Here is a 24,074-nt window from a genome sequence, read left to right as displayed (position 1 = left end):
GACCGGTCACGCGTGCCGGGTCGCGGTCCCGCGTGGGCCGGCACCCCGCGCCGGCAGCCCGGCGATGATCGGATTTTCGCCGGAGATCTCCGTGGACCCCTGCGGATCCCGGCATTTCGCGCGATCCTGGTACGCGAACTGCACAGCGTTGCCGAGGAGCGGGATGCCGGGACTGGAAGCCGTCGTCGCCGCGGCGGGAAAGGCCGTCGCCGAGCGCGCCGTACGGGAGGGGCTGGCCGCGCGGGCGGACGGGGCGGAGCGGAAGGCGGACCTCGCGACGCTGATCCGCAGCGGGTTCCCCGACCGGTTCGTCCGGCGCAGCCTCGAACGGCAGCTGGAGGCCATCGCCGACGGGGTGGAGCGGCGGCTGGCGGCGCTCGTCGAACGGGAGTACGGCGGGCTCACCGAGGGTGATCGGGCGGCGGTCCTGCACGAGGTGCTGGCGACCCTGAAGGCCGCCGACCTGACCGACGGCGCCGTCCTGGCGGCCGACATGGACCCGATCAAGCTCGCCAAGGCCGTCCGCGCCGGGCTGTCCGACCCGGCGCGGCAGCTCGGCGAGGCCGGGGGACGGCTGTACGACGTGCTGCTGGACGAGTGCCTCGACTGCCTCGTCCGGATCATCCAGCAGCTCCCGCAGTACCTGCCGCGGACCGCCACCGAGGTCCTCGGCCGCCTGTCGTCCGTCGAGGAGCGGATCGCCGCCCTCGGGCAGCACGTCTCGGCGGCGCTGGCCCGGCTGCCCGCCCGCTCCCTGGAGGCGCCCTGCGGCACCCAGGACGACGCGGAGTTCGAGCGCCGCTACCTCGAACACCTCAGCCGCACCCTCGACGAGGTCGAGCTGTTCGGCGTCCGCGTGGAGAACTACCGGCCCCGCGCCACCCTGAGCGTCGCCTACATCAGCCTCGGCGTCTCGGCGGAGGCGAAGGCGCGCCGCCGCGTCCCGGAGCGGATGCGCCTCGCCGAGCTGGCCGGGACGGCCGCCGAGGCGGAACCGGCGACCCTGCGTGTCGAGAGCGCCCTCGGCCGGTCCCGGCGCACCCTCCTGCGCGGCGACGCCGGGTCCGGCAAGAGCACGCTGCTGCGCTGGCTGTCGGTGACCGCGGCGCGCGGCGGCTTCTCCGGCGACCTGGAGCCCTGGAACGGCTCCGTCCCGTTCGTCGTCAAGCTCCGCAGCCACCCCTCCGGCGACCTGCCCGCTCCCGAGGACCTCCTCGCGGACGTCGCCGGTCCGGTGGCCGGTCGGATGCCCGCCGGGTGGGCGCACCGGGTGCTCGACGCCGGACGGGCGCTGCTGCTCGTCGACGGGGTGGACGAGCTGGCCGTACGGCACCGCCCCGCGGTCCGCAGGTGGCTCGCCGACCTGCTGGCCGCCTACCCCGGCACCCGGACCGTCGTCACCTCCCGCCCCGCGGCCGCCGACGCCCGCTGGCTGACCGAGGAGGGCTTCTCCTCGGTGACGCTGGAGCCGATGACCCCGTCCGACCTGCGGGAGCTGGTACGGCAGTGGCACGCGGCGATGCGCGGGTCACCGAGCCTGCCCTGTCCGCCGGAGCGGCTGGACGAGTACGAGGGCGCGCTGCTGGCCCGGTTCGAGAGCGGCCCGCACCTGCGGGCGCTCGCCGCGACGCCGCTGCTCGCGGCGATGCTGTGCGCGCTGAACCTCGACCGCGGCAAGCAGCTGCCGCGCAACCGGATGGGCCTGTACGCGGCGGCGCTGGAGCTGCTGCTGGAACGCCGGGACGCCGAGCGCGGCATCACCGCCGAGGTCGCCCTCGAAGCCGAGCAGAAGATCCGCATCCTGCAGGACCTCGCCTGGCAGCTCGCCGTGTGGGGCCGCTCGGAACTCGCGAGGACGACGGCGCTGCGACGGGTCGAGGAGAAGATCCGGACCATGCCCCGGGTGAAGGCGACCGCCGAGGCCGTCCTCGACCACCTGCTCCAGCGCAGCGGGGTGATCCGGGAGCCGGTGCCGGGCCGGATCGACTTCGTGCACCGGACCGTGCAGGAGTATCTCGCCGCCAAGCAGGCCGCCGACGACGCCGACGTGGAACCCCTGGTGGAACGCGCGCACCTGGACCAGTGGCGCGAGACGGTGGTGATGGCCGCCGGGCACGCCAACGCGCCCGTGCGGCGGGACCTGCTGCGCGGGCTGCTCGACCGGATCGACGCCGAGGACCGGTACGGCAGGCGGCTGCGGCTGCTGGTCGCCGGCTGCCTGGAGACGATCCAGGAACTCCCCGCCGACCTGCGCGACCGCCTGGAGGGCTGCCTCGCCGCGGTGATCCCGCCGCGCAACGAGGCCGAGGCGAGGACGCTCGCGCTCGCCGGGGAGGAGGTACTGCGCCGCCTCCCCGACGACGTGCGAGGCCTGCCGAAGGCGCGGGCGGTGGCGACGGTGCGGACCTGCTGGCTGGTCAACGGGGAGGAGGGGCTGCGCAGGCTCGCCGGGTACGCGGGGGATCCCCGCGAGGCGGTCCAGCGGGAACTCGTGACCGGGTGGGAGTACTTCGACCACGACGAGTACGCCGCCCGGGTCCTGGCGGACGCGGTCCTCCCCGAGATCCTCGGCGTCAAGAACCCGCGCATGCTGGGCGGCCTCCGGCACCTGGAGAACCTGAGGAAGCTGATCGTGAGCTGCCGGGTCTCGGAAGACCTGCGGTTCGTCCGGTCCGCACCGCCGCTGCGCTGGCTCTACCTGTTCTCCGTGGGCGACGTCGACCTGGACGACCTCGCGTCCCAGCCGACGCTGACGGTGCTGTACGTCGGGATGGCGTCGCGCCGCCGGAGCGACCTGGGCTGCCTGACCCGCCTGTCCGAGCTGCGGAACCTGCTCCTGGAGAATTTCGACTTCGCGGGGAGCCTCGCGTTCCTCGACGGGCTCCCCCGGCTCGGCACGCTCCTGCTCGGCGACCTGGGTTCGGTCCGGGACTTCGGTCCGGTCACCCGGCACACCGCGCTCGATGACCTGACGCTCCGTGGAGCGCGCCACCTGAAGGACGTCGCGTTCCTGGCGGATCTCCCCCGCCTGGAGATGCTCGCCCTCGATGGAGCGGACATCCGCGGGGGTCTCGCCGCCGTCGCCGAGCACGCCCCGGGGCTGCGCTCCCTCGGCCTCAGCGACATCGGCTCCCTCGGCGACCTGGCCGCGCTGGACACCCTGGACCTCTACTCGCTCGAACTGACCCGCTGCCGGGACGTGACGGATCTGACGCCGCTGGCCCGCCGGCGCGGTCTCGAAGCGCTGGTGCTCGAAGAGTCCGAGGTCGCCGATCTCGGTCCGCTGGCGGACCTTCCACAACTCCGTTACCTCCACCTCCGGGGGTCGCGGCGGGTGGCGGACCTCTCCCCGCTCGCGGATCTGGAGGCCCTGCACGAACTCACCCTGAGCGGGACGGCTCCCGTGCTCGACCTGGCACCGCTCGCGGGCAGGCCGGGGCTGCGGATAACGGCCGGCTCGGACCAGGAGCTCCGCAACGTCCATCTGCTCCACCCGACCGCGAAGGTCACGCGCGTGCCGGGGACCCGATGACCGGCCTCACGCCCCGGCCGTCGGCGCCCGGTGGTTCGCGGTGATCCAGGCGTCGATCCGCGCCCAGTTGTCGTAGAGCCAATGGACCTGCTCCTCGCGGTCGCGGGGGACGTCGTCCGCGTCGACCCGCCACCACGTCGCCCGCACCTCCGCGTGCGTGGGTAGCTTGGTCCAGAGGTCGCCGAGGGTGACCAGGTCGTCCAGGCCGGTGTGGGCGACGAACACCACGTCGGCGGCGGGGCAGGCGTCGATGGCGGCGAAGGCCCCGCCGGGGTGCGGGGGGAGCAGATGCGTGAGGCGGCGGGCGCGGGCGGCCTCCTCGGCCAGGCCCTTGTTCTCCAGGCGCCGGATGGCCCTCGCCCGCCGCCTGGGGGTGAAGTTCCCGCCCTCCGGGAAGATCACCAGGGCGTCGTCGGGGTCCATGCCGGCGGCCAGTCGGCGGATCTCGGCGACGACGCCGCCCGCCCCGGAGCCACGGGGGACGAAGGCGCTGGGCACCCGGCCGGTCAGCACGTCCAGGGACGGGTCGAGCCGCAGGGCCGCCTTCATCACGATCCTGGGACGCCTGCCGTACACGCTGAGCAGGTGGTGCACCAGTAGGACGGAGTCGCCGGGGCCGGCGTGCCGGGCGAGCACGATGACCGGGCGGGTCAGGCGCCGGGACAGCTCGCCCGGGGTGGGCGGGGGCGCCTCCATGAGGACGCGCAGGCCGAAGATCCGCTCGGCCGCGCCGTACACCCGGCCCAGGAACCATTTGATCAGGGCGTAGTGGCGGTCCTCGTACTCGTCGCGGCTGAGCCGCCCGCCGAACCCGGAGACCACCCAGATGCCGAAGCAGGCCAGCAGCGCCATCGTCTCCAGCGTCAGCCACGCCACCGCGAACCACACCAGGCGGGTGCCCCGCCGCTGCGGGGGCGGCAGGCGCAGCGAGGCCGCGGCGACCACCAGCAGCCAGACCGGGAGCGTGACCAGCGCGGCCACGGCGAGCACCACCACCAGGGGCGCGAGGACCAGTCGGCGGACGATGCGGGGAGGGAGCACCGGCCCCTCCTTTTCGCTCAGGCGGACGACCGCCGGGCGAGATACTCCGACGACGCCCGGTACGCACGCTCGATGTACCCAGATATGCGCGATGAATCGCGGTAGCGCAGCTGGGAGAGGTCCACACCGGGCCTGGCCTCGGTGCCGGCGGGCATGACGTGCACCTCCACGCCGTCGGGCAGCGCGGTCATCTCCTCGGTGAAGCGGTGCCGGCGGGCGATCTCGAAGGCGGTCAGGCCGACCTCCCACGGCCGGCGCGGGGCGACCAGGGGCCGTTCTATCCGGCCGACGTGCAGGACGTAGACGCGGCGCGCGCCGAGGGCGACGGCGCGGCCCACCGGGATGCTGTGGACCAGCCCGCCGTCGAGGAAGTGGTCGCCGCCGATGCGGACCGGCGGCAGCAGCCCGGGGACGGCGCAGGAGGCGAGGACCGCATCGAGGATCGGTCCCTCGGTGAACCAGTGGGCGGTGGCCCGCTCGACGCAGGCGGCCACGCACTGGAACGGCACGGCCAGGTCCTCGATGCGGGTCACGGGGAGCATCCCGGCCAGCAGGCCGCGCAGCGGCGCGGCGGAGTGCAGGTGGGTGCCGCTCCTGGCGAGGGTGGACAGGCGGGTCATCCACGATCCGCCGAAGGCGGTGCGGACCGCCTCCGACTCCCACAGGGAGGTCAGCCGGGCGACGGCCGCGGCGGGGTCGGCGGCGAGCATGACGCCGTTCAGCGCGCCGACGGAGGTGCCGACGACCACGTCGGGCTTGACGCCCGCCTCGTCCAGCGCCCGCAGCATGCCGACCTCGTGCGCGCCGAGCACCCCTCCGCCGCCCAGCACGAACGCCGTGTCCACGTTCATGCCCCACACGATAGACCCGGCGCGCGCCCCACGCGGCGGTCCCGGCGGCGCCTGACCGCCGGGACGGACTCCGGTCGTGGGTTCCCCTCCGGGCCTGTGGATCCGTGTTCGGCCCCGAGACCGGCCGCGCGGCGGGGGCTCAGGGGAGCAGCAGGAGCTTGCCGGTGGTGCGGCGGGCCTCCAGGTCCTCGTGGGCCCTGGCCGCCTCGGCGAGGGGGTAGCGGCCGGAGATGTGCACCTTCAGCTTCCCGGAGGCCACCCAGTCGAACAGGTCCGAGGCCCGCCAGGTGAGCTCCTCGCGGGTGGCGACGTAGTGGGCGAGGGAGGGCCGGGTCAGGAAGAGGGACCCGCGCTGGTTGAGGACCTGCGGGTCGAGCGGCGGGACCGGACCGCTGGACTGGCCGTACAGGGCCATCATGCCGCGCGGGCGCAGCGCGGCGAGGCTGCCATCGAAGGTGGCCGCGCCGACGCCGTCGTAGACCACGTGAACGCCGGAGCCGGTCAGGTCGCGGACCGCCTCGGAGAAGCCCTCGTAGCGGAGCACCTCGTCGGCGCCCGCCTGACGGGCCAGCTTCTCCTTCTCCTCGGTGGAGACCGTCCCGATCACCCGGGCGCCGCGCAGCTTGGCCATCTGGACGAGCAGCAGGCCCACGCCCCCGGCCGCGGCGTGCACGAGCACGTCGTCGCCGGGCTTGACCTCGTAGACCGAGTGGGTCAGGTAGTGCGCGGTCAGCCCCTGCAGGGTGACGGCCGCCGCGACCTCGGCGGAGACCCCCTCGGGCACCCGGACCAGCCGGGAGACCGGCACCGCGACCTTCTCGGCGTAACTCCCCATCACGTTGGACCACGCCACGGTGTCACCGGCCGAGACGCCCTCGACGTCCTCGCCGACCGCGGTGACCGTGCCCGCGCCCTCGCCGCCGAGGACGAACGGCAGGGAGAGGGGGTAGCGGCCCATCCGGTGGTAGACGTCGATGAAGTTCACGCCCGCGGCGGCGACGTCGACCAGCGCCTCCCCGGGGTTGGGCACGGGGTCGGGGTGCTCGGTGTAGGTCAGGGCCTCAGGGCCGCCGGTGGCACGGACGACTATGGCATGCATCGTGCTCGACTCCTCGGGTTCGGTCTGTGATCCTGTCGTCCCCAACTCCGCGGGATCACTCACCCTTCCCGGCCGAGTCACCGGGTCGCGATCAGGTCGTCCGGGCGGAGCCGCCGGAGCCCCGCGGGGTCACTCACCCTTCCCGGCGGAGTCCTTGGGCGGGAGCGGGCCGTTCAGGGTGAAGTTGTCGAACGACGTCCTGAGCGTGGCGCGGCCCTTCTCGGCGACCCGGGCGAACACGCCGACCGAGCCGTTGGGCAGCGGGGTGCCGTCGCGGGCGGTCTGCACCCGCTTGCCGTTGACCCACATGGTCAGCCGCACGCCGCTCTCGCCCTCGTCGGCGCACTCGGCCTGGACGCGGGCGGTCTCGCCCTTCGCCAGGTCCACCTCGGCGGGCGCGGCGAGCTCTCCTCCGGCGTTGTCGACGGCCTTGCGGATACGGGCCTTGCCCGAGGTGTCGAGCAGGAACTCGTACCGGGTCGCGTTGGTGATGTCCTTGTCGCCGCGGCAGAACACGCCGTACTCGCCGGAACCGGAGCCGCCGCGGATCTTGATGTCCACGCCGACGAGCAGCCGTGTCGGGACGACGGGGGTGGGACTGGCCGAGGGGACGGGGGTGGCCGGCGGCGCGGTCACGAACGGGATGGGCGCGTCCACCCGGTGGGAGGAGTCCTCGCCGTCGACGTCGATGGCGAAGTAGCCCTCGTGGGAGTAGCCCCACTTGCGCAGGGGCGGGTCGTAGTCGGAGCTGTACCAGTTGGTGCTCTGGGTGAAGTCGTCCTGGTAGAGCAGGGGCAGGTCGTCCGGCGGGCCGCTCGGGGACAGCAGGAGGTACAGGCCCACCCCACCCGCCACGACGAGGGCCGCCGTCGCCGCGACGGCCAGGCGGAACCGCCCGCCCGTCCGGCCGCCGCGTGCCGCGGGCGGGGCGGCCGGGTCCGCCGGAGCGGCCCCGCCCGGCCGGCCGGCGCGCGTCTCCTGCGCGGCGGCCCCCTGCCACGGCGCGGTCGGTTGCGGAGCGCCTCCCTGCCACGGCGTGGTCGGTTGCGCGGTGGCCCCGGGCCATGGCGCGGTGGGCTGCGGTGCGCCCTCCGGCCACTGCCGCGTGACCGGCTGCTGGGCGCCCTCCGGCCGCTGCGCGGTCCGCGCCGGAGCGGGGCCGTCCCCGGGGCCGTTCCACGGGGAGGTCGGCGAGCCCGCGTGGTCCCGAGGGGCTCCCGGTGCCGTGACCTGCGGATCCTGCTGCCAGACCGTCCGGACCGAGCGGGCGGCCTGCTCCGGCCCGGCCGAGCGGCCGATGAGATGGTCGAGGATCTGCTGGGCGGTGGGCCGGTGCTCCGGGTCCTTGGTCAGGGCGCGGGCCACCAGGTCGCGCAGCGCGGGCTCCATGCCCTCCAGCGCGGGATCGGTGTTCAGCACCTGGTACATCACCGAGGGCAGCGAGTCCCCGCCGAACGGCGGCCGGCCGCTGGCGGCGAAGGCCACCAGGCACCCCCAGGAGAACACGTCGCAGGCGGGGGAGACGCGTTCGCCGCGCAGCACCTCCGGCGCCATGTAGCGGGGGGTTCCGATGATCTCGCCGGTCCCGGTGATCCCGCTGAGGGTGTCCAGCGCCCGGGCGATGCCGAAGTCGATCACCCGGGGGCCGACGGAGGAGAGCAGCACGTTGGAAGGCTTGAGGTCGCGGTGCACGATCCCGGCGCCGTGGATCGAGGTGAGCGCGGTCGCCACGCCGACCGCCAGCGCGTCCAGGCTGGAGCCGAGCAGCGGCCCCTGCGTCCGTACGGTCTCCTCCAGGTTGGGGCCGGCCACGTACTCGGTGACGACGTAGAGCTGGTCGCCGTCCAGGTCGGCCTCGATCACGGCGGCCGTGCAGAACCGGCGGACCCGCTGGGCGGCCTCGGCCTCCCTGCGGAAGCGCATCCTGAACTGCTCGTGGCGGCTGTACTCCGGGTTGATCACCTTGATGGCGACCTGCCCCCCCTCGGGCGACTCGCCGAGGTAGACCGTGCCCATTCCGCCCCGGCCCAGCGGGCGAAGCACGCGATAACGGCCGATGTGAGGGGAATCGCCGGATCCGAGGTTGTTCACCGTCATACCTAACCGCATGCCATCCGTTGGGTGGATCACAATATCGAGATCCTCACGATGATCGGCAGTTGTGGCGACCCGCGGCTTGCGCTCCGTACGATAAGAACGTATGTTCGACACCCAGGCCCGCCTTCCCCCGGGTGATCGTTCGACGGCCGCGGGAGAAGAGCGCCTTGAGCAGACTGTACGGTGACCCGATCGACGTGTGGACCCATGACGGGCTGCCGGCCCGGTTCGTCTGGCGCGACCGGCTCCACACCGTCCGGCGGGTGCTCGACCACTGGGTGGTCGCCCGGGAGTGGTGGAAGATCTCCGACAGCGACCCCGGGGAGCGCCGTTTCTGGCGGGTCGAGGCCGATTCCGGCGACCGGATCGGCACCTACGAGCTCCGCTTCGACACCGCCGCCGAGGGCTGGTTGCTGATCAGGGCCTGGGACTGACGCCCCGCCCCGGCCCGTGCCCCCATGAGGCGGCGGCGCCGGGCGTCCGGGTCCTGCGCCCGGGTGACCTCCCGGACGGTCGCGGCGCACAGCGCGGCGCAGGCGGCGACCCCGGCCAGCTCGGCCGGGCCGAGACCGGTCAGGCCCGCATCGTCCCCGCCCCCGGCGAGCAGCCGTACGGTGACCACGGCCGACAGGGTCAGCCAGCTCAGCCACCAGGCGGCGAGCAGCACCGGCCAGTGGCCGCCCCCGCCGCCCGCCGGGCGGGAGTCCCGCCACAGCCGGTGCAGCATCAGCGGCGGGGCGACGAGGTTGACCACCGGCACGAGCCACGCCGCCAGCACCGGGGCCACCGGCGACCGGGAGGGGACGACGCTCCGCCGGGCCCGCACCAGCCACGACAGGTAGGCGACGGCCGCCGCGACCGTGGTCGCCACCACGAGGATCAGCAACAGGGCGAAGACGCTGGCGGCCCCGGTGACGGCCTGCGCCGAGGGAGCGTGGTGGTCGCCGCCGAGCGCCGCGAGCCGGCGGGCCAGCCACCGCCCGCGCGTCTCCTCGAACGCGGTCAGGCAGGCGACCGCGAGCACCTGGGCGGCGAGGAGCGCGTAGACGGCCACGGCGGGCCTCCTCGGCGCCAGCGGGACAGAGCGCATGGTCATCTCCCCCGGCATGCGATGGGGTGTCTGCCCTCTTCCTATCCAGCCGGGCTCTTCGCCAATCGCCCGCCGCAGGTCAGACCCGCTTCCGTGGCGCCCTCCGTCAGCCGACCACGCCCGACTCCCAGGCCCAGGCCGCGATCTCCACCCGGTTCCTGGCCCCGAGCTTCGCCTGGATGCTGCCCAGGTGCGTCTTGACCGTCGACAGCGAGACGAACAGCTCCGCGGCCACCTCCTGGTTGGTCCGCCCCCGGGCCACCAGGCGGACGACGTCCATCTCGCGCTCGGTGAGCGGCTCGGCGGGCGGGCGTCCGCCGTCCGACCTGGGCCGGGCCAGGTGCGAGAGCAGCCGTACGGTGACCGACGGCGACACCAGGGCGTCCCCGGCCGCCGCCGCCCGGATCGCCTCGATCAGCAGCGTCGGCCCGCTGTCCTTGAGCAGGAACCCGGTCGCCCCGGCCCGCAGCGCCCCGTAGACGTACTCGTCCAGGTCGAACGTCGTGACGATGACCACCCGCATCGGGTCGGCGACGCCGGGCCCGGCCAGGGCGCGGGTGGCCTCCAGGCCGTCCAGCAGGGGCATCCGGATGTCGAGCAGGCACACGTCCGGCCGCAGTCTGCGCGCGTGCTCGATCGCCTCGGCGCCGTTCGCGGCGGTCGCCACGACCTCCATGTCCTGCTGGGCGTCCAGGATCATTTTGAACCCGGTCCGCACCAGTTCCTGATCGTCAGCGATGAGCACCCGAATCGTCACCCGAAGGATTCTGCCAGCCGTACCGGAGGGTCGGACCCCCGCACCGGACACTCCGGACGCCGGCCCCCGGACGCCGGCCCCTGGACGCCGGCCCCTGGACGCCGGTTCCCGGAACCCGCGCGGTCGGTCCCCGGACATCGGCTCCCGGACACCGGTTCCCGGACATCGGCTCACGGAGCCCGCGGACCCCGACTTTCGGCCGAGGCAGGCGGCAGCGGATCGGACTCCCGGCCGATCCGCGGCGGGCCCCGGGCGCGGGAGAGTCGTCCCCATGAACGTTGTGCTTGAAGGAATCGGCCTGGTCAAAAGGTTCGGCCCGGCCGTGGCGCTGGGCGGTGTCGGGCTGGCCGTCCGGGGTGGCGAGGCCGTAGCGATCATGGGGCCGAGCGGGTCGGGCAAGTCGACCCTGCTGCACTGCCTGGCCGGGATCATGAAACCGGACGAGGGAGAGGTCCGCCTGCTGGACCGGCGGATCGACACGATGGGCGAGCGTGAGCGCAGCGCCCTGCGCCGCACCCGGTTCGGGTTCGTGTTCCAGTTCGGCCAGTTGCTGCCCGAGCTGCCCGCCGACGAGAACGTGGCGCTGCCGCTCATGCTCGGCGACGTCTCCCGGGCCGACGCCGTACGGCGGGCCCGCGAGTGGTTCGCCCCGCTCGGCCTGGCCGGGATGGAGGGGCGGCGTCCGGGCGAGCTCTCCGGCGGCCAGGCGCAGCGGGTGGCGATCGCCAGGGCGCTGGTCACCCGGCCCGCGGTGATCTTCGCCGACGAGCCGACCGGCGCGCTCGACCAGGCCACCGGCCAGGAGACGATGCGCCTGCTGGTGGAGGCCACCAAGCACAACGGGGCGTCGCTGGTGGTCGTCACCCACGACCCCGAGGTGGCGCGCTGGTGCGACCGCGTGGTCGAGGTCCGCGACGGCCGAGTCCTGCCCGACCCGCGGGGCACCGCGTCCACCGTGCCCGCCGCGCCCGCGGCGGCCGGTCCAGGCGGATGGGACCGAGAGACCGGGGCCGGCCGGTGAGCGCGAGGGGCAACCTGATCGGCCTGGCCTGGCGGCTGCTGCGCGGCGGGGGCCGCCGCGGCCTGCTGGGCGCCGGCCTGACCGCGGCGGCGGTGGCCATCAGCACCGCGCTCCTGCTGTTCACCGTGGCCGTCAACTTCGCCTTCCAGGGCAGGGCCGATCGGGAGGCGTGGCGCAACCCGGTGGCCGCCGCGGACGGGGCGGTGGCGGTCGAGTCGGTCCGCACCGACCACGTGCGCGGGCAGCGGATCACCGTCGTCAACCTGGCGGCGCTGAAGCCGGGCGCACCCGCGCCGCCAGGCCTGACCCGCTTCCCGGCCCCCGGCGAGGTCTGGTTCTCCCCGGCGCTCGCCGAGCTCGCCGGGAGCCTTCCCGCCGGTCAGCTCGCCGACCGGTTCCCCGGCCGGCGCGCCGGGACCGTCGAGGAGGGGACGCTGGTCCACCCCGGCGAACTCCTGGCCGTCCGCGGGCAGACGCCGGACTCCCCGGAGCTGACCGTCAGGGCGCCGGGCTACGCCGACCGGGACCGCGGCGTCGGGCCGGTGCGGATCTCCTCCTTCGCCGGGCAGCGCACCGACGAGGCGGTGGGCTACCAGATCCTCGGGGTGGTCGCCAGCGTCCTGATGGTCGTTCCGCTGCTGGTGTTCGGCGGCGCCGCGGCCCGGCTCACCGTGGCCCGCCGCGACCAGCGCCTGGCCGCGCTCCGGCTGGTCGGCGCGACCCCGGGGCAGGTCGTCACGATGACCGTCGCGGAAGCGGTGATCACCGCGTTCTGCGGCGCGCTGCTCGGCCTGGTCCTGTACGGGGTCTGCTCCCCCCTGCTCACCGGGATCGAGGTGGCCGGCGGCTCCTGGTTCCTGGCGGACCTGTGGCCGGGCGCGCCGGCGGTGGCGGGGGTGCTGGTGGCCGTGCCGCTGCTCGTCGGCCTGTCGGCGGTGGCCGGGCTGCGCCGCGTCGTGGTCAGCCCGCTCGGCGTCGCACGGCGGGAGACGCCCCCGGCGATGCGCTTCATCCGGGTCGTCGCGCTGCTCGCGGCCCTCGCCACGGTGCCCGTCGTCGGCGGCATGGGGGCGGGCGTCGGGATCTTCGCCCTCTCCCTGGGGCTGGCCTTCGGCGCCGTCAACCTCGCCGGTCCCTGGGTGGTCGGCCGGATCGGCCGGATCGTCGCGCGCACCGCCCGCGGCCCGGCCCGGCTGCTGGCCGGTCGCCGCCTGATGGACGACCCCAGGTCCGCCTGGCGGACGGTGAGCGGCGTCGCCATGATCGGATTCATCGCCGGGTTCATCGGCCTGCTCGTCCCGGACAGCGGCCTGTTCGGCTCCCCGGACGCCGCCGTCCTGCGCGTCTCGGCGCCTCCCGCGCGCCTTTCCGAGATCGCCGGCCAGGCCCGCGAGCGGCTGTCGGCGGCCGGCGTCCCGGCGACGGTGCGGACGACCGGCGGGAGCGAGGGCAAGCTGAAGGTGGTCGCCGTCACGCCCCGCGCGCACGACGCCGCGACGCTCGACCGGGCCCGCACCGCACTGACCGGGCTGGTCCCGGGCGGCGTGGCCACCACGGCGGCCGACGACCAGCGGGCCTCCAACCGGATGCTCGGCGACATCCGCACCGGCGTGGTCGCCGTGCTCGCGGTGTGCTTCCTGGTGGCGATCGCCAGCGCCGGGATCACCGCCGCCTCCTCGGTCCTGGACCGCCGGCAGACCTACGCGCTGCTCAGGCTGGCGGGCACCCCGCTCTCGGTGCTGAACGCGGCCCGCCGGTCCGAGACGCTCATCCCGCTGACGGTCATGGGCGGCGGCACCATCGCGGCGGGCATGTTCTGCGCCCTGCCGTTCGTGTACGCCGCGCTGAACATGACCGGGCTGACGGTCCTGCTGACCTGCGTGGTCCTCGGCTTCGCCGGGGTGGTGGGCGCCGGGGCGGCGAGCGCCCCGCTGCTGCGGTCGGTCACCGCCGACCCCGCGCCGCGGCCGGACTGACCCCGGCCGCCGGCCCGGGACCGGCCGCGGCGCGGGGCTCGGTCCGCGCCGCGGCCCGGCCCGGAAGCCCGGTCCGGGGCGTCGGCCCAGAACCAGGCCGCGGATCGCCGGTCCGGGATGTCAGCCCAGGACCAGGTCGCGGATCGTCCGCAGGGAGTCCTCGTCGCGCGGGCCCATCACCAGAAGGCTGGTGACCGGGCTCGCCCGCCACGCGGCGAGGCGCTCGCGGATCCGCCCGGCCGGGCCGACCAGGGAGATGCCGTCGGCCAGCTCGTCCGGGACCGCCGCGAACGCCTCCTGCCTGCGCCCGGCCAGGTAGAGCGCCTGGATCCGCTCGGCCGCCTCGCCGTACCCCATCCTGGCGACGATGTCGGAGTGGAAGTTGCGGCCCTTGGCCCCCATGCCGCCGATGTAGAGGGTCAGCATCGCCTTCACCGTGTCCAGGGCGCCCCGGACGTCGTCGGTGAGCAGCGTCATGACCATCGCCGCGATGTCGAAGTCCGGGGCCGCCCCGGCGAGCGGTGGGCCGTACATCTCGCCGATCCGCTCCGGGAGCGTGAACAGCGGGAGCCAGCCGTCGGCGATCTCCGCGGCGAGCGCGACGTTCCTGGGCCCCTCGGCGCCCAGGTAGACGGGGATGTCGGGGCGCAGCGGGCGGGTGATCAGCTTCAGCGGCTTGCCGAGGCCGGCGCCGCCCGGGTAGGGGAGCGGGTAGTGCTCGCCGTCGTGCGTCACCGGCTCGTCGCGGCGCCAGACCTTCCGCATGATCTCGACGTACTCGCGGGTGCGGGCCAGCGGCCGGGGGAACGGCACGCCGTACCAGCCCTCGACCACCTGCGGGCCGGAGGCGCCGATTCCGAGCAGCAGCCGCCCGCCGGTCAGGTGGTCCAGCGTCATCGCGGTCATCGCGGTCGCTGCCGGGGTCCGGGCCGAGAGCTGGACCACCGAGGTGCCCAGCCTGATCCGGGACGTACGGGCGCCGTACCAGGCCAACGGGGTGAAGGCGTCGCTGCCGTACGCCTCGGCGGTCCAGACGGAGTCGTAGCCCAGCCGCTCGGCGGCCTGGACGAGCGCGGTGGCGTCGAAGGGGTCGCGCTGCCAGTAACCGAGGTTCAGGCCGAGCCTCAGGTCGGCGGTCATGGGGCCTCCCGCGAGAAGTCGTGCGCCTACCCGATGAGAACACGTTCCAGCAGGGGGGTCGAGAGGGAGCCGAGGGGGAGGTGTCGGCGTCGGGGCAGGTGGGAAACGTGAATTTGTGCTGAACACCGTCCGCAAGCTCCTGTGCCTGACGCTGCTGTCCGTCCTCGCGGCGGCGTCCGGACTGGCCCCCACGGCGGCGCAGGCCGTCCGGCGGCCGAACATCGTGTTCATCCTCACCGACGACCTGGAGGCGGGGAACCTCCACCTCTTCCCGAACATCTGGAACCAGCTCGTCCTCGCCGGCACCGGTTTCGAGCGCTTCTTCGTGTCGAACTCCTGGTGCTGTCCCTCCCGCTCGTCGATCCTGCGCTCCCAGTACGTCCACAGCCACGGCGTGCTGACCAACACCGGCCCCGAAGGGGGATTCGAGAAGTTCTTCACCTCAGGTCTGGAACGTTCCACGATCGGCACCTGGATGCAGGACGCCGGGTACCGCACCGGGCTGATGGGCAAATACCTCAACCACTACCCCGGCGGCATCGCCCCGCCGGACCACGTGCCGCCCGGCTGGGACGAGTGGGACGTCCCCGTGCGCAACCTCTACAACGAGTACGACTACGCGCTCAACGAGAACGGCACGGTACGGGCGTACGGCTCGCTGCCCCAGGACTACCTCGGCGACGTGCTGAGCGAGAAGGCCCAGGCGTTCGTCTCCCAGCCGGGCGACCAGCCGTTCTTCCTCTACCTCGCGCCCATCGCCCCGCACAACCCGGCCAACTGCGCGCCCCGGCACGCCGAGGCGTTCCCCTACGCGACGGCGCCCCGGACCCCGTCGTTCAACCAGGAGGACGTCTCCGCCGAGCCCCTCTGGATGCGGATGCGCCCGCGGTTCGGCGCGCTCGCGACCCAGCGGATCGACGAGCGCTACCGCCGGAGGCTCCGCGCCATGCTGGGCGTGGACGACATGGTCGGCGCCCTGGTCGAGACCCTCAGGGCCGCCGGCAAACTGGACGACACCTATATCTTCTTCGGCTCCGATAACGGGTTCCACCTGGGCCAGCACCGGCTCCAGCACGGCAAGACCACCCCGTTCGACGAGGCGATCAGGGTGCCGCTCGTGGTCCGCGGACCGGGCGTGCAGCCCGGTGGCGTCGTCGAGGAGATGGGCGCCAACGTCGATCTCGCCCCGACCTTCGCCGACCTGGCCGGGGCCCGGCTGCCCTCCTTCGTCGAAGGAAGGTCCCTGGTGCCGCTGCTGCAAGGCCGCACGCCCCCGTCCTGGCGGCAGAACGTGCTGCTGGAGTTCAACCGCCCGTTCAACCTGGACTCGGCCCGTCAGACGCCGGTCCCGGCCTACCGGGGCATGCGGACCGCCCGCTACACCTTCGTCCGCTACGCGACCGGGGAGTACCAGCTCTACGACCTCGTCACCGACCCCTACCAGCTCCACAACCTCGCGGCCGGGGTGCCGCCGTCGGTGATCTCCGCGTTCGACCGGCAGCTCGACGCGCTGGCGACGTGCTCGGGCGAGTCGTGCCGGGTGGCCGACTCCGTCCAGCCGCCCTCGATCACCGGCACCGTCCCGTCCCCGGCGTCCTCGCTCGGACCCGTCTCCCTGGGGGTCCCCGGGCCGTCGTCGGGCGTCGTCCCGGCCCCGGTCTCCGCCACCTTGGAAGGCCTGCCGGGCGCCGCCCTCAGGCCCTGACCGGTGCCGCTCCCCGCGGTTCGGAAAGCCGGACGGATAGTGTGTTGCACCAGACTCGGGAGGGAGTGCCTTGCGCGTCGCCCTGTTCGTCACATGCGTGAACGACACCCTGTTCCCCGGCACCGGGCAGGCGGTCGTGACCCTGCTGCGCCGCCTGGGCTGCGACGTGGACTTCCCCACGGCGCAGACGTGCTGCGGCCAGATGCACCTCAACACCGGCTACCTGGCCGAGGGCAGGCGGCTGGCGCGGCACTTCGCGGACGTCTTCGCCGGTTACGACGCGGTCGTGGTGCCGTCGGGGTCGTGCGCCGCGATGGTGCGCGAGCAGTACTCGAAGCTGGCCCGCGCCGCCTCGGGCGGTCACGGCGGTCACGGCGGCCATGACGGTCATGACGGTCATGACGGTCACGGTGGACACGGGACGGGCGGCGGGCCGGTCCCGTCCGGCGCGGCGGGCGGGTACGAACCCCGTGCCGGCGAGCCCGCCCCTCCGGCGGGGGAGTCCGCCGAGGCGGGGCCGAGGGTCTACGAGCTGTCGGAGTTCCTGCTCGACGTCCTCGGCGCCGAGGACGTCGGGGCGTACTTCCCGCACCGGGTGACCTACCACCCGACCTGCCACTCCCTGCGCGGCCTGCGCCTGGGCGACCGCCCGCTCCGCCTGCTGGAGCGGGTGCGGGGCCTGGAGCTGGTGCCGCTGCCCGAGTCCGAGGAGTGCTGCGGCTTCGGCGGCACCTTCGCGGTGAAGAACCCGGCGGTCTCCGCGGCCATGTGCGCCGACAAGGTGCGCAACATCATGGACACCGGCGCGGAGGTGGTCTGCGCCACCGACAACTCCTGCCTGATGCACATCGGCGGCACCCTGCGGCGGCAGCGCACCGGGGTGCGGACCATGCACCTCGCCGAGATCCTCGCCGCCACGGAGGACCCCGCGGGGACCGCGGCGGCCGGTGCCGCACGCGGAGTCGCGGAAGACGCCGCGACGACCGCAGGGGAGGACGGCGCGGTGACCCGGGATGACGGAGCGACGACCGGGGAGGACGGCCGATGAGCGTGGAGGACGGCACGGTGACCGGGAAGGACGGCCGATGAGCGGGAACGCCGCGTTCCTCGGCATGCCCGCGTTCCCGCGCAACGCGGCCGCCGCCGTACAGGACTCCCAGCTCAGGTTCAACCTCCGCAAGGCCACGCGCACGATCCGCGGCCGGCGGGCCTCCGTCGTCGCCGAGCTGCCCGACTGGGCGGAACTGCGCGCCGCGGGCCGGCAGATCAAGGACCACACGCTGCGCAACCTGGACCGCTACCTCCCGCAGTTGGAGGAGGCCGTCACCGCGGCCGGCGGCCACGTCCACTGGGCGGCCGACGCAGCGGAGGCCAACCGGATCGTCACCGGCCTGGTCAGGGCGACCGGTGAGACCAGCGTGGTCAAGGTCAAGTCGATGGCCACCCAGGAGATCGGGCTCAACGAGGCGCTCGGCCGCGCGGGCGTCACCGCCTACGAGACCGACCTCGCCGAACTGATCGTGCAGCTCGGCGACGACTGGCCCTCGCACATCCTGGTCCCCGCCATCCACCGCAACCGCTCGGAGATCCGCGAGATCTTCCGCGCGAAGATGGCAGCCTGGGGCCGTCCGGCGCCCGGTGAGCTGACCGACGACCCCCGCGCCCTGGCCGAGGCGGCCCGCCTCCACCTGCGGGAGCGCTTCCTGTCCACCAAGGTCGCGATCTCCGGCGCCAACTTCATGATCGCCGAGACCGGCACGCTGGTGGTGCTGGAGTCCGAGGGCAACGGCCGGATGTGCCTGACCCTGCCGGAGACGCTGATCAGCGTGGTCGGCATTGAGAAACTCCTGCCGACCTGGCGCGACCTGGAGGTCTTCCTCCAACTGCTGCCCAGGAGCTCCACCGGCGAGCGGATGAACCCCTACACCTCCACCTGGACCGGTGCCGTCGAGGGACAGGAGTTCCACCTCGTCCTGCTGGACAACGGCCGCACCCGCGTCCTCGCCGACGAGGTGGGACGGCAGGCGCTGCGCTGCATCCGCTGTTCGGCCTGCCTGAACGTCTGCCCGGTATACGAGCGCGCGGGCGGCCACGCCTACGGCTCGGTCTATCCCGGCCCGATCGGCGCGATCCTCACCCCGCAGCTGCGCGGCATGGCCTCCGAGCTCGACGCCTCGCTGCCGTACGCCTCCAGCCTGTGCGGCGCCTGCTTCGACGTCTGCCCGGTGGCGATCGACATCCCCGAGGTCCTGGTCCACCTGCGGGGGAAGGCCCGCCACCCGCGCGCCGAGCGTCTCGGCATGCGCGCCGCCGGATGGGTGTTCGACCGTCCGGCGCGCCTGGCGGGGGCCCAGCGGCTCGCCGGACGGCTGCGCCGCTTCGTCCCCGGGCGACTGCCCGGCCCGCTGGCCGCCTGGACCGACACCCGCGACCTTCCCGACATCCCCGCCGAGTCCTTCCGCGACTGGTGGAACCGTACGAACGGGGGCACCCGATGAGCGGAAGCAGGGAACTGATCCTGACCAGGATCCGTGCCGCCGTGGCCGGGGCTCCCGACGTGGAGATCACCCGCGCCTACCGTACGACGCGCGACCTGCCCGGCGCGGTGGAGCTGTTCGCCGAGCGGGTGGCCGACTACCGCGCCGTCGTGCACGTGGTGGCCGAGGAGGAGGTGACCGCGACGATCACCGCGGCGCTGGCCGGGCGCGGCGCCGTCCGGGTGGTCGTCCCCGCCGGCCTCCCCCCGGAGTGGACACCCCCGGAGCCGGTCGCCGACGACCCGCCGCTGAGCGCGGCCGAGCTGGACGCCGTGGACGGCGTGATCACCGGATGCGCGGTGGCGATCGCCGAGACCGGCACGATCGTGCTGGACGCCGGCCCCGGGCAGGGGCGGCGGGCGCTGACCCTGGTCCCGGACTACCACCTGTGCGTGGTGCGGGCGGACCAGATCGTGGCGGACGTGCCCGACGCCGTCGGGCGGCTCGACCCGGCCCGGCCGTTGACCTGGATCAGCGGCCCCTCGGCGACCAGCGACATCGAGCTGAACCGGGTCGAGGGCGTGCACGGCCCGCGCGTGCTGGAAGTGATCGTCGTCCGCTGAACCGCCCCGGCGCCACCGCGCCGCCGTCCGGGTGCCACCGCGTCGCCGTCCGGGTGCCACGGTGTCGCCGTCCGGCGGGGCGCTGCCAGCTCACGGGACGCCGGATGTCCTGCCTGGTCAGGCATGGTCCGGCCGGATCGGACGGGATTGTTACCCGGAGGCGTGAAGGGGCGTGGCGCCGCTTTTGGACAGTCCGTTACCTGCCCATGCCACCGCGCCATCGGATATCCTCGCCACTCGCGACCGAGTGTCCCCGGGTCGAGATCCACCGCGTACTGCCAGGTCAAGGTCATTGGAGTCTCTCCTTCATGAAACCGCCGCTGCTGCTCATCGGGCAGGGCTCGCACGATGACGCGGGTTCCGCAGAATTCGGCAGGTTCGTCCACCGGCTCCGCTGCCGTCTGGACCAGACGGCGGCCGACGTCTCCGGCGGATACATCAGCAGGGCCAGGCCCCGCCTCAGCGACTCGATCGCCTCGCTGGTCGCCCGGGGGCACCACCGGATGGTGGCGCTGCCGCTGAGCCTCACCGAGGACATGCGCGCCGACGCCGACCTCCTCGCCGTGATGGCCCAGGAGCAGGAGCGTCACCCGATGCTCTCCTGTGACTACGGCCGTCCGCTCGGCTCCGACCCCCGGGTGCTGGCGCTGCTGGCCGAGCGCCTGGCCGACGCCGCCGCCGAGGTCGCCAGCCTTCGCCTGGTCCCCGTGGCCGCCGGTCCGCTCGACGACGAGCCCGAGCGCATCGAGATCGGCGAGACCGCCGTGGTCCTGGTCGGCGACGGCTCCACCAGCCCCGCCGCCAACGCGGACGTCCACCGGGTCTCCCGCCTGTTCTGGGAGACGCACGCCCACGAGTACATGACCGTGGAGACGGCGTTCGTCTCCCTCACCCCGCCCGGCGTCCCCGGCGGCATCGAGCGCTGCCGCCGGCTCGGCGCCAAGCGCGTGATCGTCGTCCCCTACCTGCTGTTCGGCGGCGGGGTGCTCGACCGCGTCTGGGCCCAGGCCATGGCCTACGCCGCGGGCCACCCCGACCTCGACGTCCGGTGCGCCGACGTCATCGGCGACTGCGAGGGCCTGGCCGACGTGGTCGTCGAGCGCTACGAGGAGGCGCTCGGCGGCGTCATCTGGTGACCGGCCGCTGAGCGGCCGGCGGCTCCGCCCGGCACCGGTCTCATGCGGAGCCCGGGGCTTCCGGCCGGATCCCGGGCCTTCCGCGGGACCTGAGACTTCCGGTTGAATCCCGTATCTCCTGCGGAGAGCGAGGCTTCCGGTCGGATTCCGAACTTCCCGCGGAACCCGTACCCCCGCGGATGCCATGATCCCCCGCGGAACCGAGGTTTCGCGGAACGCCGGGTTTTCGCGGACACTGAACGGCATGACTCTCCTTGAGCAGACCATCGCCGCGATCAGGCCCGCCGACCCCGCCGCGCTGGCCGCGGCCAGGGCCCACCAGGACAGCCTGACCAAACCCCGCGGCGCTCTGGGCGCACTGGAGGAGGTGGCGGTACGGCTGGCCGGGGCCGCAGCGGTCAACCCGCCGCCGATGCCGTTCCCGGCGGCGCTGGCCATCTTCGCCGCCGACCACGGTGTCCACACCCAAGGGGTGAGCCCGTGGCCGCGGGAGGTCACCGCCCAGATGGTCGGCAACTTCCTCGCGGGCGGTGCGGTGGCCAACGCCTTCGCCGCCCAGGTCGGCGCCTCGGTGACGGTCGTGGACGTCGGCGTCGCCGCCGACCTCGAACCGGCGCCGGGCCTGACGGTCAGCAAGGTCGCTTACGGCACCGCCGACATGTCGCAGGGGCCGGCGATGACCGTCGAGCAGGCGGTCGCCGCCCTGGAGACCGGGATCGCCGTGGCCCGGGATCTCGTCGGGCGCGGCGCCCGCTGCCTGGTAACGGGGGACATGGGCATCGCCAACACCACCGCCTCGGCCGCGCTGATCTGCGCCTTCACCGGCCGGGACCCGGACGTCGTGACCGGCAGGGGGACCGGCGCCGACGACGAGACGCTGGCACGGAAGGTCGCGGTGATCCGCCGGGCGCTGCGGGTGAACGGCCTGGCCGGCGGCCTGACGGAGGGCTCGGGCGGTTCGGAGGGCTTGGAGGGCTTGGAAGGGTCGGCCGGTCAGGGCGGTCTGGACGCTCCGGGTGGTTCGGACGGTTGGGATGGTCCCGGCGGTCCCGGTGGTCCTGGCGGTGCGGGCGGTGCGTCGGGTGAGGCGCCGGCACGATCGGCACTGGAGACGCTGGCCGCGGTCGGAGGGCTGGAGCACGCCGCGATCGCCGGGTTCGTCCTGGGCGGGGCCGCCGCCCGGGTGCCTGTCATCCTCGACGGCGTCATCGCGGGCTCGGCCGCGCTCGTGGCCGCCGCGCTGGCCCCCGGCACGGTGGACCACTGCGTCGCCGGGCACCGTTCGGCCGAGCCGGGTCACGCCGCCGCCCTCGACCATCTGGGTCTGCGGCCCCTGGTGGAGTTGGAGATGCGGCTCGGGGAGGGGACCGGCGGCCTGCTCGCCCACCCGCTGGTCTGCGCCGCCGTCCGGGTGATGCACGAGGTCGCGACCTTCGACTCGGCCGGGGTCACGGACAAGGAGGCGTGAGCCCTCCGGCCCGGTGACGGGTGCGGCGGGTCGCCGTACCCGTCACGGGAAGGCCGGAAAGACCGGAAAGGCCGGAAAGGCTGGGGGAGACCGCGGGGGCGGGGCCTCGGAAAGACCGTGGGACGGGGTGGGAGGGCCGCGAGGAGGTCGCGAAAAGGCCGGGTGGAGACCGCGAGAGATTCCGGGGAGATCGCGGGAAGGCTGTGGGGAGTGACGGGGAGGCGTTCCTTACCCTGTTGGGAACCCTGTTGGGACAGAGGCAGTCAACTACACGGCGCAAGCCGGTAGGTTTGCCTCCTGACGCCCATGCCCACCGATCGACCGCGAACAGGAGATCTGCCGCATGTCGCCCTATCTACTGGGTTTGCGCCTCTCCGGGCGGCGGGTGCTCGTCGTGGGCGGTGGACGCGTCGCCCAGCGGCGGGTCCCGGCGCTGCTCGACGCCGGCGCGCTGGTCACCGTCATCTCCCCGGAGGTGACCCACGCCCTCGACGACCTCATCGCGGCCGGCCGCGTGACCTGGGAGGCCAGGCCGTACGAGGTGGGCGACCTGGACGGTGCCTGGCTGGTGCAGGCGTGCACCGACGACCGGGCGGTGAACACGGCGGTGGCGGCCGAGGCGGAGGCCAAGCGGATCTGGTGCGTGCGCGCGGACGACAGGGAGGCGTCGGCGGCGTGGACCCCCGCCCGCGGGCGGGTGGACGAGATCGACGTGGCGGTCACCGCCGGCGGTGATCCACGCCGGGCGGCGGGGATCCGGGACGCCGTGGTGGCGGCGTTGCGCGACGGCACGATCGACGCCCGGCGCGGCCGTACCAAACCGGTGGGCGTGGCACTGGTCGGCGGGGGCCCGGGGGACCCGAGCCTGATCACGGTGCGCGGCCGGCAGCTGCTCGCCCAGGCCGACGTGGTCGTCGCCGACCGGCTCGCGCCACGTGCCCTGCTCGACGAGCTTCCCCCGGACGTCGAGCTGATCGACGCCGCGAAGGTCCCCTACGGCCGGTCCATGCCCCAGAAGGAGATCAACAGGCTGCTGGTCGAGCGCGCCAAGCAGGGCAAGTTCGTGGTCCGCCTCAAGGGGGGCGACCCGTTCGTCTTCGGGCGCGGCGGGGAGGAGATGCTCGCCTGCGCCCGCGAGGGCATCCCGGTCATCGTCGTGCCGGGCATCACCAGCCCCGTCGCGGTACCCGCCGCGGCGGGCGTGCCGGTGACGCACCGCGGCGTCAGCCAGGAGTTCCATGTGGTGTCGGTTCACGTTCCGCCCGGCGATCCCCGGTCGACCGTCGACTGGCCGAACCTGGCGAATTCCAATGGAACCCTGGTGCTCATGATGGCCGTCGAACGAATCGGAATAATCGCCGAAACTCTTCTCCAGGAGGGACGTTCGCCGGAAACTCCCGTGATGGTGGTACAGGACGGTACTCTTCCCACCCAACGGGCTCTCCACGCGACGCTGTCCACCGTGGCGGAGCGCGTGACCGCGGCCGGGATCCGGCCACCTGCGATCGTGATCGTCGGCGATGTCGTGAAGATCGGCCAGGAGGTCGATATGGTTCGAGCGGAGCGCGTACCGTGAAGTCGCCTGCCAATAGGCCCCCCCACCAGGGCGAACGTGATCGCCGGCTCGCCCGCGCCTCCCGGGAGTCCTCCGGCGGCACCGCTCCGGACGACGCTGAGTCACCAGGGGAGCAGACCCTCGCCTTCGGAGCCATCGGCCCCGCTCACGACCCCCGCTCGCCCGAACGTCCCCCGGCCGGTGAGGACGCGGGCGGATCCGCCGCCCCGCCCGCCGACGACCCGATGGCCGCCTTCCGCGCCGCAGCGGCGGCGGCCCAGGCGAGGATCGCGGCCCTGACCGGCGACGCGCCCGCGTCTCGCGAGGACACCGCCGGACCGTCGGCGCCGGGCGCCGGATCAGCCCGGCCCGTGGGCGGAGCACCCGCACGGCCCGATACTCCCGGACGGCCCGTGGGCGGAGCACCCGCACGGCCCGATACTCCCGGACGGCCCGTGGGCGGAGCACCCGCACGGCCCGATACTCCCGGACGGCCCGTGGGCGGG

The 24,074-nt window shown here is 74.1% G+C and carries 18 protein-coding genes and 1 pseudogene; 12 read left to right on the top strand and 7 right to left on the bottom strand.

What is annotated here, in order from left to right:
• Nucleotides 1–64: 64 nt before the first annotated feature.
• Nucleotides 65–697 (top strand): annotated as a pseudogene (locus tag ACQP10_RS29300) (hypothetical protein); the annotation flags it as partial.
• Nucleotides 698–952: 255 nt separating this feature from the next.
• Nucleotides 953–3,532, top strand: a complete 2,580-nt coding sequence (locus ACQP10_RS29295; protein ID WP_399500295.1) for an NACHT domain-containing protein — start codon at nucleotides 953–955, stop codon at nucleotides 3,530–3,532.
• Nucleotides 3,533–3,538: 6 nt separating this feature from the next.
• Here the strand turns inward: ACQP10_RS29295 and ACQP10_RS29290 are convergent, their stop codons facing one another.
• The 4 genes from ACQP10_RS29290 to ACQP10_RS29275 all read right to left on the bottom strand — a co-directional run bounded on the left by ACQP10_RS29290 (nucleotide 3,539) and on the right by ACQP10_RS29275 (nucleotide 8,566).
• Entirely contained in the window at nucleotides 3,539–4,573 is a 1,035-nt protein-coding gene (locus ACQP10_RS29290; RefSeq protein ID WP_399500059.1) for a 1-acyl-sn-glycerol-3-phosphate acyltransferase, read from the bottom strand.
• A gap of 17 nt (nucleotides 4,574–4,590) precedes the next feature.
• On the bottom strand, nucleotides 4,591–5,424 hold the full coding sequence (locus ACQP10_RS29285; RefSeq protein WP_346019566.1) for a patatin-like phospholipase family protein: 834 nt from the start codon (nucleotides 5,422–5,424) through the stop codon (nucleotides 4,591–4,593).
• A 139-nt stretch (nucleotides 5,425–5,563) separates the two neighbouring features.
• On the bottom strand, nucleotides 5,564–6,523 hold the full coding sequence (locus ACQP10_RS29280; protein ID WP_346019567.1) for a quinone oxidoreductase family protein: 960 nt from the start codon (nucleotides 6,521–6,523) through the stop codon (nucleotides 5,564–5,566).
• Nucleotides 6,524–6,652: 129 nt separating this feature from the next.
• Nucleotides 6,653–8,566, bottom strand: coding sequence for a protein kinase domain-containing protein (locus ACQP10_RS29275; protein WP_433540084.1), 1,914 nt, complete (start codon nucleotides 8,564–8,566; stop codon nucleotides 6,653–6,655).
• Between the two features lie 221 nt (nucleotides 8,567–8,787).
• Between ACQP10_RS29275 and ACQP10_RS29270 the strand changes: the two genes are divergently transcribed.
• Nucleotides 8,788–9,054: a DUF6504 family protein gene (locus ACQP10_RS29270; protein ID WP_346019569.1), complete on the top strand. Its 267-nt coding sequence runs from the start codon at nucleotides 8,788–8,790 to the stop codon at nucleotides 9,052–9,054.
• On the opposite strand, the gene ACQP10_RS29265 is transcribed toward ACQP10_RS29270, so the two are convergent.
• Nucleotides 8,994–9,710: a DUF4328 domain-containing protein gene (locus ACQP10_RS29265; protein WP_346019570.1), complete on the bottom strand. Its 717-nt coding sequence runs from the start codon at nucleotides 9,708–9,710 to the stop codon at nucleotides 8,994–8,996. The genes ACQP10_RS29270 and ACQP10_RS29265 overlap by 61 nt on opposite strands.
• Nucleotides 9,711–9,816: 106 nt before the next feature.
• Nucleotides 9,817–10,467 (bottom strand): response regulator, encoded by a 651-nt coding sequence (locus ACQP10_RS29260; RefSeq protein ID WP_179824037.1) that lies wholly within the window; start codon nucleotides 10,465–10,467, stop codon nucleotides 9,817–9,819.
• Between the two features lie 271 nt (nucleotides 10,468–10,738).
• On the opposite strand from ACQP10_RS29260, the gene ACQP10_RS29255 reads away from it, so the two are divergent.
• Nucleotides 10,739–11,488 (top strand): ABC transporter ATP-binding protein, encoded by a 750-nt coding sequence (locus ACQP10_RS29255; RefSeq protein WP_346019571.1) that lies wholly within the window; start codon nucleotides 10,739–10,741, stop codon nucleotides 11,486–11,488.
• Complete coding sequence (locus ACQP10_RS29250; RefSeq protein WP_346019572.1) at nucleotides 11,485–13,464, top strand: FtsX-like permease family protein; 1,980 nt, start codon at nucleotides 11,485–11,487, stop codon at nucleotides 13,462–13,464. The genes ACQP10_RS29255 and ACQP10_RS29250 overlap by 4 nt, the downstream gene beginning before the upstream one ends.
• Before the next feature lie 120 nt (nucleotides 13,465–13,584).
• Here ACQP10_RS29250 and ACQP10_RS29245 read toward each other — a convergent pair whose 3' ends face one another.
• Nucleotides 13,585–14,604: an LLM class F420-dependent oxidoreductase gene (locus ACQP10_RS29245; RefSeq protein WP_346019573.1), complete on the bottom strand. Its 1,020-nt coding sequence runs from the start codon at nucleotides 14,602–14,604 to the stop codon at nucleotides 13,585–13,587.
• Between the two features lie 115 nt (nucleotides 14,605–14,719).
• On the opposite strand from ACQP10_RS29245, the gene ACQP10_RS29240 reads away from it, so the two are divergent.
• The 7 genes from ACQP10_RS29240 (at nucleotide 14,720) to cobA (ending at nucleotide 23,589) form a co-directional block, all read left to right on the top strand.
• Complete coding sequence (locus ACQP10_RS29240) at nucleotides 14,720–16,309, top strand: sulfatase family protein (RefSeq protein ID WP_346019574.1); 1,590 nt, start codon at nucleotides 14,720–14,722, stop codon at nucleotides 16,307–16,309.
• A 70-nt stretch (nucleotides 16,310–16,379) separates the two neighbouring features.
• Nucleotides 16,380–17,357 (top strand): (Fe-S)-binding protein, encoded by a 978-nt coding sequence (locus ACQP10_RS29235; protein ID WP_433540083.1) that lies wholly within the window; start codon nucleotides 16,380–16,382, stop codon nucleotides 17,355–17,357.
• 37 nt (nucleotides 17,358–17,394) lie between these two features.
• Nucleotides 17,395–18,807, top strand: coding sequence for a lactate utilization protein B (locus ACQP10_RS29230; protein WP_433540082.1), 1,413 nt, complete (start codon nucleotides 17,395–17,397; stop codon nucleotides 18,805–18,807).
• Complete coding sequence (locus ACQP10_RS29225; RefSeq protein ID WP_433540081.1) at nucleotides 18,804–19,409, top strand: LutC/YkgG family protein; 606 nt, start codon at nucleotides 18,804–18,806, stop codon at nucleotides 19,407–19,409. The genes ACQP10_RS29230 and ACQP10_RS29225 overlap by 4 nt, the downstream gene beginning before the upstream one ends.
• 308 nt (nucleotides 19,410–19,717) lie before the next feature.
• On the top strand, nucleotides 19,718–20,545 hold the full coding sequence (locus tag ACQP10_RS29220; RefSeq protein WP_179824023.1) for a sirohydrochlorin chelatase: 828 nt from the start codon (nucleotides 19,718–19,720) through the stop codon (nucleotides 20,543–20,545).
• 244 nt (nucleotides 20,546–20,789) lie between these two features.
• The gene (locus ACQP10_RS29215; RefSeq protein WP_433540080.1) at nucleotides 20,790–22,013 is read left to right on the top strand and encodes a nicotinate-nucleotide--dimethylbenzimidazole phosphoribosyltransferase; all 1,224 of its coding nucleotides are present in this window, start codon (nucleotides 20,790–20,792) and stop codon (nucleotides 22,011–22,013) included.
• 343 nt (nucleotides 22,014–22,356) lie between these two features.
• Nucleotides 22,357–23,589, top strand: coding sequence for a uroporphyrinogen-III C-methyltransferase (gene cobA, locus ACQP10_RS29210; RefSeq protein ID WP_346019579.1), 1,233 nt, complete (start codon nucleotides 22,357–22,359; stop codon nucleotides 23,587–23,589).
• Nucleotides 23,590–24,074 lie beyond the last annotated feature (485 nt).

The organism is Streptosporangium sandarakinum, assembly GCF_050942225.1.
GTDB lineage: Bacteria > Actinomycetota > Actinomycetes > Streptosporangiales > Streptosporangiaceae > Streptosporangium > Streptosporangium nondiastaticum.
The sequence above is the reverse complement of the archived record's forward strand: the minus strand, read 5'-3'. Positions and strand labels throughout refer to the sequence as shown.

Excerpts from the sequence above, each read along its gene's own strand:
- cobA (WP_346019579.1), top strand. The coding sequence starts at position 22,357 with ATGTCGCCCTATCTACTGGGTTTGCGCCTCTCCGGGCGGCGGGTGCTC.
- ACQP10_RS29280 (WP_346019567.1), bottom strand. The coding sequence starts at position 6,523 with ATGCATGCCATAGTCGTCCGTGCCACCGGCGGCCCTGAGGCCCTGACC.
- ACQP10_RS29225 (WP_433540081.1), top strand. The coding sequence starts at position 18,804 with ATGAGCGGAAGCAGGGAACTGATCCTGACCAGGATCCGTGCCGCCGTG.
- ACQP10_RS29245 (WP_346019573.1), bottom strand. The coding sequence starts at position 14,604 with ATGACCGCCGACCTGAGGCTCGGCCTGAACCTCGGTTACTGGCAGCGC.
- ACQP10_RS29230 (WP_433540082.1), top strand. The coding sequence starts at position 17,395 with ATGAGCGGGAACGCCGCGTTCCTCGGCATGCCCGCGTTCCCGCGCAAC.
- ACQP10_RS29295 (WP_399500295.1), top strand. The coding sequence starts at position 953 with ATGCGCCTCGCCGAGCTGGCCGGGACGGCCGCCGAGGCGGAACCGGCG.
- ACQP10_RS29220 (WP_179824023.1), top strand. The coding sequence starts at position 19,718 with ATGAAACCGCCGCTGCTGCTCATCGGGCAGGGCTCGCACGATGACGCG.
- ACQP10_RS29215 (WP_433540080.1), top strand. The coding sequence starts at position 20,790 with ATGACTCTCCTTGAGCAGACCATCGCCGCGATCAGGCCCGCCGACCCC.
- ACQP10_RS29255 (WP_346019571.1), top strand. The coding sequence starts at position 10,739 with ATGAACGTTGTGCTTGAAGGAATCGGCCTGGTCAAAAGGTTCGGCCCG.
- ACQP10_RS29285 (WP_346019566.1), bottom strand. The coding sequence starts at position 5,424 with ATGAACGTGGACACGGCGTTCGTGCTGGGCGGCGGAGGGGTGCTCGGC.
- ACQP10_RS29265 (WP_346019570.1), bottom strand. The coding sequence starts at position 9,710 with ATGCGCTCTGTCCCGCTGGCGCCGAGGAGGCCCGCCGTGGCCGTCTAC.